This is a genomic window from Arsenophonus nasoniae, from assembly GCF_004768525.1.
GTDB classification, from domain to species: Bacteria; Pseudomonadota; Gammaproteobacteria; order Enterobacterales; family Enterobacteriaceae; genus Arsenophonus; species Arsenophonus nasoniae.
The window spans coordinates 3,592,221-3,604,767 of record NZ_CP038613.1 but is presented as its reverse complement, the minus strand read 5'-3'; the positions used below and the strand labels follow the sequence as shown (position 1 = coordinate 3,604,767).

At 35.4% G+C, this 12,547-nt stretch carries 12 protein-coding genes and 1 pseudogene; 2 read left to right on the top strand and 11 right to left on the bottom strand.

What is annotated here, in order from left to right:
* Positions 1-9 precede the first annotated feature (9 nt).
* The 5 genes from ArsFIN_RS18125 to ArsFIN_RS18105 all read right to left on the bottom strand — a co-directional run bounded on the left by ArsFIN_RS18125 (position 10) and on the right by ArsFIN_RS18105 (position 4,348).
* Positions 10-306, bottom strand: coding sequence for a DUF4312 family protein (locus ArsFIN_RS18125; RefSeq protein WP_026821392.1), 297 nt, complete (start codon positions 304-306; stop codon positions 10-12).
* Complete coding sequence (locus tag ArsFIN_RS18120) at positions 306-671, bottom strand: SFCGS family glycine-rich protein (protein ID WP_026821393.1); 366 nt, start codon at positions 669-671, stop codon at positions 306-308. Before ArsFIN_RS18120 ends, ArsFIN_RS18125 begins: the two co-directional genes overlap by 1 nt.
* Positions 672-691: 20 nt before the next feature.
* Positions 692-1,030, bottom strand: a complete 339-nt coding sequence (locus ArsFIN_RS18115) for a PRD domain-containing protein (protein ID WP_026821394.1) — start codon at positions 1,028-1,030, stop codon at positions 692-694.
* Positions 1,031-1,516: 486 nt separating this feature from the next.
* On the bottom strand, positions 1,517-3,451 hold the full coding sequence (locus tag ArsFIN_RS18110; protein ID WP_026821395.1) for a BglG family transcription antiterminator: 1,935 nt from the start codon (positions 3,449-3,451) through the stop codon (positions 1,517-1,519).
* Between the two features lie 195 nt (positions 3,452-3,646).
* Entirely contained in the window at positions 3,647-4,348 is a 702-nt protein-coding gene (locus ArsFIN_RS18105) for a pirin family protein (protein ID WP_026821396.1), read from the bottom strand.
* A gap of 112 nt (positions 4,349-4,460) precedes the next feature.
* Here ArsFIN_RS18105 and ArsFIN_RS18100 point away from each other — a divergent pair, with 112 nt between their 5' ends.
* Positions 4,461-5,378, top strand: coding sequence for a LysR family transcriptional regulator (locus ArsFIN_RS18100; protein ID WP_026821397.1), 918 nt, complete (start codon positions 4,461-4,463; stop codon positions 5,376-5,378).
* Between the two features lie 60 nt (positions 5,379-5,438).
* On the opposite strand, the gene ArsFIN_RS18095 is transcribed toward ArsFIN_RS18100, so the two are convergent.
* The 5 genes from ArsFIN_RS18095 to ArsFIN_RS18075 form a co-directional block, all read right to left on the bottom strand.
* Entirely contained in the window at positions 5,439-5,834 is a 396-nt protein-coding gene (locus tag ArsFIN_RS18095; protein WP_026821398.1) for a DoxX family protein, read from the bottom strand.
* 221 nt (positions 5,835-6,055) lie between these two features.
* Positions 6,056-6,352: a YqjK-like family protein gene (locus ArsFIN_RS18090; protein WP_034249114.1), complete on the bottom strand. Its 297-nt coding sequence runs from the start codon at positions 6,350-6,352 to the stop codon at positions 6,056-6,058.
* Positions 6,339-6,746 (bottom strand): phage holin family protein, encoded by a 408-nt coding sequence (locus ArsFIN_RS18085; protein ID WP_026821400.1) that lies wholly within the window; start codon positions 6,744-6,746, stop codon positions 6,339-6,341. The genes ArsFIN_RS18090 and ArsFIN_RS18085 overlap by 14 nt, the downstream gene beginning before the upstream one ends.
* Before the next feature lies 1 nt (position 6,747).
* Entirely contained in the window at positions 6,748-7,044 is a 297-nt protein-coding gene (locus ArsFIN_RS18080) for a DUF883 family protein (RefSeq protein ID WP_026821401.1), read from the bottom strand.
* A gap of 224 nt (positions 7,045-7,268) precedes the next feature.
* Positions 7,269-7,934, bottom strand: coding sequence for a DedA family protein (locus ArsFIN_RS18075; RefSeq protein WP_026821402.1), 666 nt, complete (start codon positions 7,932-7,934; stop codon positions 7,269-7,271).
* A gap of 531 nt (positions 7,935-8,465) precedes the next feature.
* Between ArsFIN_RS18075 and ArsFIN_RS18070 the strand changes: the two genes are divergently transcribed.
* Positions 8,466-9,422 carry a TerC family protein gene (locus ArsFIN_RS18070; protein WP_026821403.1) on the top strand — a complete coding sequence of 319 codons (957 nt, stop codon included), beginning with the start codon at positions 8,466-8,468 and terminating at the stop codon, positions 9,420-9,422.
* 526 nt (positions 9,423-9,948) lie between these two features.
* On the opposite strand, the pseudogene ArsFIN_RS18065 reads toward ArsFIN_RS18070, so the two are convergent.
* Positions 9,949-11,969 (bottom strand): annotated as a pseudogene (locus tag ArsFIN_RS18065) (oxidoreductase).
* Between the last annotated feature and the right edge of the window lie 578 nt (positions 11,970-12,547).

Sequence of the window (12,547 nt, the reverse complement as noted above, 5' to 3'; positions counted from 1 at the left end):
AGATACCGATTATTCATCGGTAAATGTGATTTCTTTAACATTTAGCAAGGTGATATCTAGTGAAACATCTAAAACAACAGAGAAATATTCACGCTTGCGGGGTAAGAATAAAAAAAGAAACCTTTCTGTTGTCGTTTTTACTTTAGCGCTGATAACGGTGATGTCTTTCGGTTCGATACGTAGCAGAATGTTATCAGTGTTTTTTAGTACGGTACGTTGAATTGAACTTAGTGCATCAGCAAGTGCTTTTTGTCGGGAATTCCCGTGACCATTAACACGTACAGATGTTTCCATTTTCTGTTTCATCATGCATTGCCATGTTTCTTATTAAATGCTTTGACTAAACGTTCGCCCAACTCTTCTTTATCCATAAAACCAAACCCAAGGACATTACAGCCATCTGCAATCGCCGTTTCGCCTTCTTCAATCGAACGCATACCATAACGTGCTTTATAGCCATACTTAGTTTGAGCAGTGATGGCACCTGCACCGCCACTACCACAAAATGAGATCCCTAAATCTGCATTATGTTCTTTCATTACGTCGCCTAACTTCATATCAGCAGCAACGCCAGGAATAACAGTTGCTTTACCACCGGCAGCTTCAACACCGGCAGCCACTTTTTGTCCTTTGCCTAAACGATCACCAATAACGACATGGATCTGTTTCATATTTAATTCTCCTATTATCTTTAAGAGTTAGAACGCGCTACTTCAAAATGAACTGAGAGCAGATAAGCCTCTTCCTGAGCCAAGCCAGGCAAGGTGTGAACAACTTTCTCGGCCAAGGCAATGGATTCAGGGGATATTTCTTCAAACAGTGAGACATCCACTTCAGGCAGAGACTCACCTGTTTTTGCTCTCTCTACCATTGCTTTAACGTGAGAACGTAGCATCTGCTGTTGAACATCAGTTGTATGGGCCCCTTCAGTTTTTAGCCAGCCATCAATAATAGAAATTAATTTATTGGTGACAGTCTCTACATCCAGGTTGTCTTTTGCGACATTAAAAACAATTGAGGATTCACTCATAAATTTTCGCTATCCCATTTGGAAATTAAAATAAAACTGGTCTTTTGCTATTGTTAATAACTTTAGTCCTTTCCAGTATGGTTTTGGAGAGGAAACATTTCCACTTTCAACTGGCAAATATCTGGAAAAATAAAGACAAAAATAACGATTTAATTTTAATCAAATTGGAAATGTAACTAAATCAGGGACTGATTTTTTATTATTTCTGTTGTTATTCAATACATTGGGATATTATTATTTTTGTTATATTTCAGTTGATTAGCTAATTTAAAGTTGGTTAATTATTTGTTTCTTTAGTAAGCTTATTAAGTGGAAATAGCCTACTAAATCATAATAGGTTTCTGGAAGTTTGGCTTGCCAATTTAAAGTAGCTCAAAGTATGTGGTGAGCAAAAAGATAAAAAAATTGCCTGTCTTATGATAATGATCACTAAAAATGGCACTTTTAGCTTATTATTTCCACTTTTCCACTATTTAGTGGAAATTATTAATTAATACGACTTAGACTATCCTTAGCAATAACCTGAAAATCATTGAAATTTCTACTATTAATTAGTCTCTTGGTTGCTTTTTCTTTGACGAAAGTAACAAATAACTCATAAATAGCGATTGCTTCTTCATAATCAGCTTTACTAATGGCTAGCAGAAAAATGACATTAGCCACTTCCTTGGTTTCTGCATTCCACTCGATCCCTTGTGGTGAAATTATCGTAACAACCACCGTTTTATTTGCCAATAAACCTAATGAGTGAGGTAAGGCAATACCTTCGCCTAGTAAGGTTGACACAATGGATTCTCGTTCGATCAGCGATGGATAAAAATCGCTAGTGACATAACCATCGGCTTGAAGTTTTTTACAGATTTTTTTAAATAGCGCTTCTTGGCTAATTTTTTCATTAAGTATGATGAAATAACGTTCATCAAAGAATCGTTCAATAATATAAGGTTTGGTTTGGTTGATCATCGCTAACCGCCCAACCTGCTCCAGTTGATAAGGAGTCGGAAAGGGAGCGATTTTCACCACTGGTTTATTTTTTTCCGCTAATCGAATGGTGGTAATGACAAAATCTTCATCGATGTTTTTTAAGGCTTCATATTCTTGTAATGATAGTGCACGATTAAATTTCAGTTGAGGAAATTCACGCATAATTTTGGTTTCTATAACCCGTACTGTTGAGTTGCCTGAATCAGTAACGACTAAAACCTGAGTTGGACGATGTTGGCTGGTACCATAATTACATTCCAAACTTACTCCAATATGGACTGCTAGATAACCAAGCTCGTCTTCACTAATTGGGTAAGGAAGCAGGGTACTAGCACTGCGTAGGGCATCGAGGGTGACATCATAAGCAAAAGGATAATATTGTTTGATATCGTTAAGTAACGGATTCGGGGTATTAATATTAAATTGTAAACGAGTCAATAAGGTGGCGAGATGGGTGGTCAAGTCACGTTTTAGTTTCTCATCATTGCGTAAATCGTAATTATATGAATCGTTTATATATTGCAAAATATGATCAAGTAATTTGGTATGTAAACCTGTTTTTTGCGTGGGCGGTTCATTACCAATAATACGTTGAGCAGCTAGCTGTGTGCATAAGTAAGCTTGTTCTGCTTTTGATAGATCACCACCGAGAAAGTAAATCAGTCCGTTAGAAATCTCTTTGACCGCGTTTTGAATAACAGGATCCATTTCATTATTAATAAAAGTGGTTAATTCACGGCCACGAGTAATACGCAAGATAGTGGTAGCACAATTAAAGATAAGATATTGGTGGCCTTCGTTAGTTAGTCGAATATCAAAGCGGCTAAGGCTATTTTGCAATACTTTATCAATATAGGTTAAATCAATATTATCAAGATAGGTCATACTAAATTTAGCGATGTCTTTATTTATTTCCTGGGAGAAACGCCGCCATAATATTTCGGTAATACAAGTACGAATGGCCCATTCATTACCACTTAATCGTATCCCTTGATGTGGAATACCTTCCAACTGAATGTCATGTTTATGCAAATATTCTCTGACAATACTCATATCCTGCTGTATGGTACCGCGACTGATAAACCATTTTTCTGCAATATCATCAAGTTTAACGGGTAATGGCAACATTAAAAGCTTTAATAATAATGCATCAACTCGATCTTTCGCTGTACGCGGAATATTTTCATCATCCGCTATTTTTTCCGTTTTGATGGTAGCAAAAAGGGCTTCGTTATTAATTTTTAAATGGTATCCGTTGCCGCGCTCATAAACGATGCACGCATCATAATCCTGCAAATATTCATTTAATTCGTTGATGTCTGAACGTATGGTGCGCGTTGAAACACCAAAACGTTTAGCAAGTTCTTCTTGCGATACAATTTCGGTCTGAATATTAGTAAAAATTTGATGGATACGTTGATTTGTAAAAACAGCCACGAGTTATACCTTTCAATTAATAAAATAGAAAAGTTGTTTGTGATTGAAGATGATATCCTAGTTAAAAACTTGATGAAAAGGTTATCACTGACATCCAAATAAATTATATCTATTAAAAACTCTATTTATTCTATCACTTTTATTTGCTGTCGATCTTTTTATTAAATACTTTATTGAAAGTTATCAATTTTATGTTTAATTTAAATAAATCAATATGCCACGAAAATCTGTTTGGGCAGTTAATTTTACCTTTTGTTCCTGCATCAAAAATGCACCATCACTATAGTCAATATAAGCTATTTTGTGAATATTGTTTTCTAATTTGATTATTCCTGTAATTGAATATAGATAACTATTTTTCTCTTTCAGGTTAAGCGTTATATTTTGTTCCATTTTTAAATAAATATGGCTAATCCAAGTTTGTTGTCGAATTTTTAAGCTCTTCTCCGAACCATTTGGTGAAGCAAGTAATGTCAATGCATTATTATTAACCAGTTTACGTTTTTGGGGTGGGTGGCAGAAATATTCAACGCAGGCATTAATCCATAACTGTAATTGTATTAACGGTTTTTCGTGATTAATATTGTGTTCGCTATAACTTATATTATGTAACGGAGATATAAGTAAGCACTCATTTTCAGATTGATAAATGCGATTTCCTTCACTATCGTGGAATTCAGCCTCACCCTGTAAAACCAAATTAATGATATCGATATTGGGATAGGTTTTGGCCCGGCAGGCCGCCTTTGGCGCGATAGTTTCTCGATTTAATACTCGCAAAGCACCGTAATGGGTAAAATTAGGATCAAAATAGTGACCAAAAGAGAAGGTATACTGTGCTTGTAACCAACCAAAATCAGCATGACCACACTCTTTTTCTATTCTAGGAATTATCATAGTAATTTTACCTTTCAGATAATTTATGATGAAAAATAATAATTAACTAGACGAAAAATTGTTAGCTAGTTAATCTGAGTTAAACATTCAAATTTCTTGATTGAGATCCTTTATGAGTAAAGAGCGTGCACTAACATTAGATGCGTTACGCGTAATGAATGCCATTGACCGACGCGGAAGTTTTGCAGCAGCAGCTGATGAATTGGGTAAAGTCCCTTCTGCATTAAGTTATACGATGCAAAAATTAGAAGAAGAGCTTGATGTGGTACTCTTTGATCGTTCTGGCCATCGAACTCGTTTTACGGATGTTGGTCGAATGTTATTGGAACGAGGGCGATTATTACTAGAAGCAGCAGATAAACTTGTGGTTGATGCTGAAGCATTAGCGCGTGGTTGGGAACCCTATCTTACTATTGTTTGTGAAGTCTTAATTCCCGTCTCAACACTTTTTCCTTTAGTCGATAAATTGGCACAAAAATCGGAAACACAACTCTCTTTATTAACTGAAGTATTAGCCGGTGCATGGGAATGTTTAGAAACCGGTAAAGCTGATATTGTGATTGCCCCTGATTTGCATTTTCGCTCCTCACCTGAAATTAATAGTCGTCGACTTTGTACTATTAATAATGTTTATGTTGCCAGTCCTGAGCATCCTATTCATCAAGAACCAGAGCCACTTTCCGATATGACACGGATTAAATATCGTGGGATTGCCATTGCCGATACCGCCAAAGAACGGCCAGTCTTAACGGTACAGTTATTAGATAAACAGCAGAGATTAACAGTCAGTTCGATCGATGAAAAACGTCGCGCTTTATTAGCTGGGTTAGGTGTAGCAACTATGCCTTATACGTTGGTTGAAAAAGATATTAAAGAGGGGCGATTACGTGTCGTGGGATCAGAACATAGCCATGAGACGAATATTATTATGGCTTGGCATCGTGGCAAAATTGGTGAAGCCAAATTTTGGTGCTTGCGTCAAATTCCTCAATTATTTAATAGTGAACACTATATCGATCATTTTTGCTAAAAATATTGGGTTAAATTTTACTTATGGACGATGGTGAAATTATCGCCCAAACTTTAAGTATTACCATTTTTTATTTAACCAGTGATCAATACTGAATTTGCCTGGTCCGAGAATGGCTAATAGCATATAGCCGCCAGCTATAGAGAGATCTTTTAAAAACATCAATTGGTTATCGCCTTCGGCAAAGTTGAAGTGAAAAATAAAAGCGGTTAACAAACTAAAAGCAACGGTAAAAATAGCTGTGGTTCGAGTTAAAAACCCAAATAGGATCGCTATGCCACCGCCAAACTCTAATAAAATCGTCAATGGGAGTAAAAATGCGGGGACACCCATAGCTTGCATATATTGCTGGGTTTCAATATAACCACTACCAAGCTTACCGTAGCCGGCAAAAATAAATAACAGTGGCATTAAAATACGCGCCACTAAAATTGTGATATTTTCTATGTTTTTCATATTGATCCTTCTTAAAGCATAATATTTAAAGTAAAGGGTTTTAATCTATAGTGGGCGTTTGGCCGCCAAGCAAGAACAGTTAATTGCTGTTTTATTTATAGTAAAGCCTAGATTATTAAAAATACTAGCTAGGAAAATTCAATCTCTTATGCAAAAAAATTGAATGAATTAATGCAGGTAATTTTTGGCGAAAGGGAGTATTTTACAAATTTACGACTAGATTAGGCTTTTTTTGCTATAAATGTTTGTAAAGTTTTAGCTATCCCCCAGACACCAATAGCGCGTCGACTGAGGCGATAAAGTTTTTTAGGATGACGAATATTATAGAGTGCAATTAATGAAAAACTTGCAATGACCAGTGGTTTGAAAGCGAGTATCTTTTGCCAAGTACGATCATAGGGTGCAGTAATTGCTAACCAATGTTCAGAGGTTGCTGACAGCGCATTACGCTGCTGCTGAATATTGGTTAACAATTGCTGCTTTTTTAATACCAATTGTTTCGCTTTACTCAGTTTCATGTTCATCCTGTTTTAACTGTTTGATATCCTGCTTTAATTGTTCACGTGTAGCCGCTAATAGAGACGTGCGATGGGCTATTTTTAATGTCCAGCAAGTACCTAATAATGCTAGGATAAGTAAAACAGCCGTTGTAATAGCAACCACTTGTATACGATAGGCGGGATCAACCATGAGAAAAACTAATACCAGCAAACTCATCAGGCCAAATGCGATTAATAGTAATGTGGTACCGGCTAATAAAATCAGTTGAACAAAGGTTTGCTTTTCTTGCTCGAGTTCGACTGCAACAAGTTGCAGTCGTGTCTCAACCATATTAATAAGAATAGAACCTATCCGTTGTAAGGTAGTTAGCAAGCCTTTAGCCGGCCCATCTGGATGTTGATTTTCTCGCATATTAACGTCTAGCCAGTAAAATGCCTAATACCAGCCCGACAGCGGCACCTACGCCAACACCGGTCCATGGTTTTTCATGTACATAATCATCTGCCCGGCCAGCAACTTCCTTAGTTTGATCAATAATTTTACCACTGACATCACTCAGTTTTTGGCGAGAATCGTTTAACGCTTTTTCTGCTTTACGGCGAATTTTATCAATTTCTGCTTTGGACTTATTTTCTGTATTGTTCAAAACTTCTTCCAAAGAATCAGCTAATGATTTTAATTCTGTACGTAGGTTTTCGGTATTTTTCATAACGTTAACCTCTTTTCAATAAAGATCGTTAATTTTTATCACTCTTGTTCTTTGAGAATAGTAAAAGATCCAATAAAATCAATCTATATCTCATTAAAGGTAATTTAAAATTTGTTATATTGAAATATAAAAATAACTATATTGGTATGACAATTTGATAAACAGTTTGACTGAAAGGAATGCTGTTACTAGGGAAGTAGGCAACAGCATAAATTAAGTTGGATTTAGGGATTACGGCGATTAAATTTTTTCTTTAATACTACGGCTATACTGCCTATTAGACCAATAAAAAGCAAGACAACCGGGATCAGCATCAAGATGCTCATAATTTGGCGTTCATAGTATTGAAAGAGTGGACTTTTACCGAATACATAACCAATAGTGGTTAAAATCAATACCCAAAGTAACCCACTAAGCCAATTAAAAAACTGGAAGCGTCCATTAGGTAAACCGGATAGGCCGGCGATGGTAGGGAGAACTGTCCTGATAAAAGCAAGAAAACGGCCAATAAGCAGTGCTGCCAAACCATGGCGATGGAAAAGGCCATAAGCTCGCTGGTGATAATGTTCAGGTAGATGAGAGAGCCAGCTTTGCACAATTTTATTGTTTTCTAGCCATTTACCTTGCAGATATCCTATCCAGCAACCCAAACTGGCACCTGCAGTTAAGATAAAGATTGTTAATGGATAATTGATAGTGTCTTTGGCTATTAGGACACCGACTAGGATAAGCAAACTGTCACCAGGTAAAAAAGCGGCAGGTAATATTCCATTTTCCAAAAATAATATTGCAAACAATATAATGTAGATAGCCCATACCAATGAAGGATTCATTAGCATATTGTAATCTTGATGCCAGAGTGCAAAAAAAAGTTCTTTAACTAATTCCATCAAGTGTTTCCTAAATACCGTTATCTTTAAACCTAATTGGCAGTTATTACCTATTATCCCTTATTAGAGATAATGTGATTCTAGTTAAAAAGGTTGTAATATGAGCTTAAATATTAAATTCAGATATAAGCATAATATATTAGACTAATCAGATACTCTAACAAAATCATAAATAACTAAATAGTAAATTTTCGGTGAAATTGACTTTCTATTTAATATTTTATTTTTTTACAATTCATGAAATACATTTACCAATATCTTGTGTTTCGCTAGCAAATCTTTTATTTTATTAGCTAGCAAAGGGGAGTAACTTCTTTAGCCGGTTTGTCGTCATTACGGTGTTATGCACCCGGTAGCCGGGCATCACAGGTGAATATCAACGTCGCTTTTGTGTTGTAAGTGAGACCTTGCCAGTAGGCAAGGTTTACTTATAATTTAAATTAGTGGAATAGAAACCTATGAAGACTAAAATGGATTATAACGGCTGAGCCTTCTGTGGGGTTCGGCCGTTTTTCGTTTCTAGGAGCTAATATGCATTCTGTTGGTACTCCCGTATTATGGGTAATTTTTACTATTGTTATTGCGGTTATGTTACTTATTGATATTTCTTTACAGAGTAAGCATAAGGGAAGAGAAATAACAGTAAGACAGGCTATTACATGGAGTTTAATTTGGATTAGTTTGGCATTATTGTTTGCCTTAGGTCTATGGTTTTATTTTAAACAGACAACTAGCCTAACGATTGCTAACCGTCAAACAATGGCTTTTTTAACCGGTTATTTACTGGAAAAAGCATTGGCTGTTGATAATGTATTTGTTTGGTTAATGTTATTTAATTATTTTTCAATACCGGTGAATTTACAGCGCCGAGTACTTATCTATGGCGTGTTGGGTGCGATAGTATTGCGTACTATTATGATCTTTACAGGCAGTTGGCTAGTCTCACAATTTCATTGGATTTTGTATCTTTTTGGCATTTTTCTACTCTTCACTGGTATTAAAATGTTCTTCGTTAAAGAAAATGATCAATCAATTGATAAAAAACCCTTAGTAAAATGGCTAGGTTCTCATTTACGCATGACAAATACCTTACATGGGAAGTGTTTTTTTATTCGTCAACAAGGCATTTTATTAGCGACTCCGTTGATTATGGTATTAATTTTAGTTGAGATTAGTGACATTATTTTCGCGGTGGATAGCATACCGGCTATTTTTGCAGTAACAACAGATCCATTTATTGTATTAACTTCAAATCTATTTGCGATTTTAGGTTTGCGGGCGATGTATTTTGTTTTATCGGGTATTGCTGAAAAATTCTCTATGCTAAAATATGGGCTATCTATTATCTTAATTTTTATTGGCATAAAAATGTTATTAATGGATATATTTCATATTCCGACCGCTGTTTCACTGAGTATTGTTGCCGGTATTTTAACATTAACGATGCTCATTAATCTTATTGTTAATAAATATAAAAAATATATTTAATCATTAAATAATATCTTTAAATATTATAATACTGTATCCCTTTATATTGATTAATAATGGTAAAAAGGGATATGGCTATTTTTTCTATTAGTTAAATTAGTTCTACGGGTTAATTCATTAATAAAACAGTTAGTTGTTTATCTAATCAATCTGTTTTTATATACGATGGTATCTTTTTATCCAGACTAGAGTAAATACAATATTTTTATAGCCATAAAACAATTGTCATGACTATAGAAAAAGCATGTTGGCTGATTGTCTTATATCGTACATGAAGTTTAATAAAGTAAAGACTATTTAATTTAAATGCTGTATTACTTTTGCGAAGCTTGGGGTTAATGGCATGCAGAATGATAATTTTTTTAACGACAGTTTATTAGTTTCTTGGGAGTGGTTACGCTTATTTAAGTATGAATATTGGTTATTTCTTCGATTGTTAACCATAAAAGAGGCCAGAAAACCTATAGTCGGCCTATTCAATTGCTGCCTTTCTGATGGCTATATCAACGATTATTGGTGTTTTTCTTTATATTGTATATGCAAGGCGCATTCCTTGATCAATCGCGCGCCGTGCATCAAGCTCTACGGCAATATCAGCACCACCAATAATATGGGGTCTCTTGCCTAATTTATATAATGCGTCGGCTAAAGTGCGAAGGGATTCTTGGCCAGCACAGATGATGATGTTATCAACAGGCAAACACTTTTTTGCTTATTATGATAAATGTGCAGCCCCTGATCATCAATTTTATGGTAGCTAACACCATTCATCATAATAACGCCATGGCGTAGTAAGTTTAAGCGATGGATCCAGCCGGTTGTTTTGCCAAGTTGTTCACCAACACGCGCTAATTTTCATTGCAGCAGATAAATTTTACGAGGAGAACTTAGGTGCTGTTCACCTTTAAGATTAATACCACCTGGTTGAGATATCGTTGTATCAATGTTCCATTGATGTGTAAAAGCATCAATGTCTTGGCTACTATTATCTATTTCTTGACAAAGATGTTGTGCTATATCAAAACCAATCCCGCCAGCGCCAATAATTGCTACTTGAGAACCAATGGAAATATGATGTTTTAATACATCGTAATAATTTACGACACTAGCGTGCTCGATACCTTCAATGTGGATTTTTTTGGGTAGGACGCCTGTAGCAATGATGATTTCATCAAAGTTTACCAATTGTTCAGCTGAGGCTTTTTTAGTTAAATGAACAGTAACATTTTTTAGTATCAGTTGACGTTGAAAGTAACGAATAGTTTCTTGAAATTCTATTTTCCCAGGGATTTGTTTAGCAAGATTGAGTTGGCCGCCGATCTGACATTCTTGTTCAAATAAAGTAATATGGTGACCACGCTCTGCCGCTGTGATAGCAAATGATAATCCAGCTGGACCGGCGCCGATAACCGCAATGTTTTTTGGTTTTAATACGGGTCGAAAAGGAAAGTCTAATTCATGGCAAGCGCGTGGGTTAACTAAACATGATGCTTGTTTACCAACAAATATCTGATCTAAACAGGCTTGATTGCAAGCTATACAGGTATTAATTTCATCCGCACGATTTTCCGCCGCTTTAGTCATAAACTCAGAATCAGCAAGAAATGGTCGTGCCATAGAAACTAAATCAGCACAGCCATCAGATAAAATCTGCTCAGCGACTTCGGGTGAATTGATGCGATTAGTACAAATTAAAGGGATTGATATTTTTCCCATCAATTTTTTAGTGACCCAAGTAAAGCCTGCCCTTGGTACCATCATTGCAATAGTCGGGATCCTCGATTCATGCCAGCCAATACCGGTACTGATCATCGATGCACCTGCAATTTCGATTGCTTGTGCTAAGTGCTCAATTTCACACCAGATGGATCCTTTTTCAATTAAATCAAGCATAGATAGTCGGTAAATAATAATAAAATTATCTCCTACTCGTTGTCGAACAGTTTTGATGACTTCAATCGGAAATCGGATCCGATTTTGATAACTACCGCCCCATAAATCATCACGATGATTTGTATATTGAGTAATAAATTGGTTAATTAAATAACCCTCTGAACCCATAATTTCTATACCATCATAGCCCGCGAGCAAAGCAAGTTCAGCACAATTAGCGTAGTCTTCAATTGTTTGTAAAATTGCAGTATGACCGAGTGGTTTAGGCAAAAAGGGATTAATACTCGCTTGTAGTGCACTAGGTGCAACTAGATCAGGATGATAGCTATAACGGCCAGCGTGAAGGATTTGTAAGGCGATTTTCCCCCCTGCTTGATGCACTGCATTAGTAATCTTTTGATGATGGAAAATTTGTTTCTTGCTAATTAAGGTTGCTCCATCTTTGGTTAGGCTGCCAGGGTGATTAGGGGCGATGCCGCCAGTGATGATTAATCCAATATTATTTTTTGCCCTTTCAGCATAGAATTTGGCTAACCTAACACTAGCTTGAGGATGCTCTTCTAGTCCAGTATGCATAGAGCCCATAATAACTCTGTTTTTTAATTGCGTATAACCTAAGTCTAAGGGCTTAAATAAATGAGGAAAGAGATGCATATCCATTTTCCTTATGATGGGTTTTTAGTATTGGATTATTGTTATTACTTAATAGCTAATTGCAACGCAAATTTTAGAAACATTATCTTAATTTAACCCATATAAATAGTTGAAAAACGATATTGTTATTAATAAATTGTGATTTTTATCATATTTACTGAAATATATTTGCTGATTAATAAATACCTATAAAATCCTATACTAATCATAGTTAGGATAAAAATGACGTTGTAAAAGCCTAAAATTGCAATTTTCATTCTTTTGGTAGTTAAATGTTATTAATTTTAGTGTAGAGTCACATTTGAATGATAGGAGATTTGATAGAATTGTGCTTCTTCATAGATCTATTTTCACCTTACGATAACAACCGAATTTTTACAGGACTGTTATAAACCACATATTTGGTAAGTATGATTGTACAATTTTAACTTATTGATTTAGAAAATTATTTATAATAATTAACCGTTTTTTGTATTCATTTTACTTTTGGTCATTGGGCGTAGACTAAAAAATTGTTATGTTATCACTTTTATTTATATGTATAAGATTTTTTTGATACTTAGCTAAAATTTAAGTAG

What these genes read in the sequence shown, in the direction of transcription:
- ArsFIN_RS18090 (WP_034249114.1), bottom strand. Translation starts at nt 6,352, where the DNA reads ATGAAACTGAGTAAAGCGAAACAATTGGTATTAAAAAAGCAGCAATTG.
- ArsFIN_RS18080 (WP_026821401.1), bottom strand. Translation starts at nt 7,044, where the DNA reads ATGAAAAATACCGAAAACCTACGTACAGAATTAAAATCATTAGCTGAT.
- ArsFIN_RS18115 (WP_026821394.1), bottom strand. Translation starts at nt 1,030, where the DNA reads ATGAGTGAATCCTCAATTGTTTTTAATGTCGCAAAAGACAACCTGGAT.
- ArsFIN_RS18100 (WP_026821397.1), top strand. Translation starts at nt 4,461, where the DNA reads ATGAGTAAAGAGCGTGCACTAACATTAGATGCGTTACGCGTAATGAAT.
- ArsFIN_RS18095 (WP_026821398.1), bottom strand. Translation starts at nt 5,834, where the DNA reads ATGAAAAACATAGAAAATATCACAATTTTAGTGGCGCGTATTTTAATG.
- ArsFIN_RS18085 (WP_026821400.1), bottom strand. Translation starts at nt 6,746, where the DNA reads ATGCGAGAAAATCAACATCCAGATGGGCCGGCTAAAGGCTTGCTAACT.
- ArsFIN_RS18125 (WP_026821392.1), bottom strand. Translation starts at nt 306, where the DNA reads ATGAAACAGAAAATGGAAACATCTGTACGTGTTAATGGTCACGGGAAT.
- ArsFIN_RS18075 (WP_026821402.1), bottom strand. Translation starts at nt 7,934, where the DNA reads ATGGAATTAGTTAAAGAACTTTTTTTTGCACTCTGGCATCAAGATTAC.
- ArsFIN_RS18120 (WP_026821393.1), bottom strand. Translation starts at nt 671, where the DNA reads ATGAAACAGATCCATGTCGTTATTGGTGATCGTTTAGGCAAAGGACAA.
- ArsFIN_RS18105 (WP_026821396.1), bottom strand. Translation starts at nt 4,348, where the DNA reads ATGATAATTCCTAGAATAGAAAAAGAGTGTGGTCATGCTGATTTTGGT.
- ArsFIN_RS18070 (WP_026821403.1), top strand. Translation starts at nt 8,466, where the DNA reads ATGCATTCTGTTGGTACTCCCGTATTATGGGTAATTTTTACTATTGTT.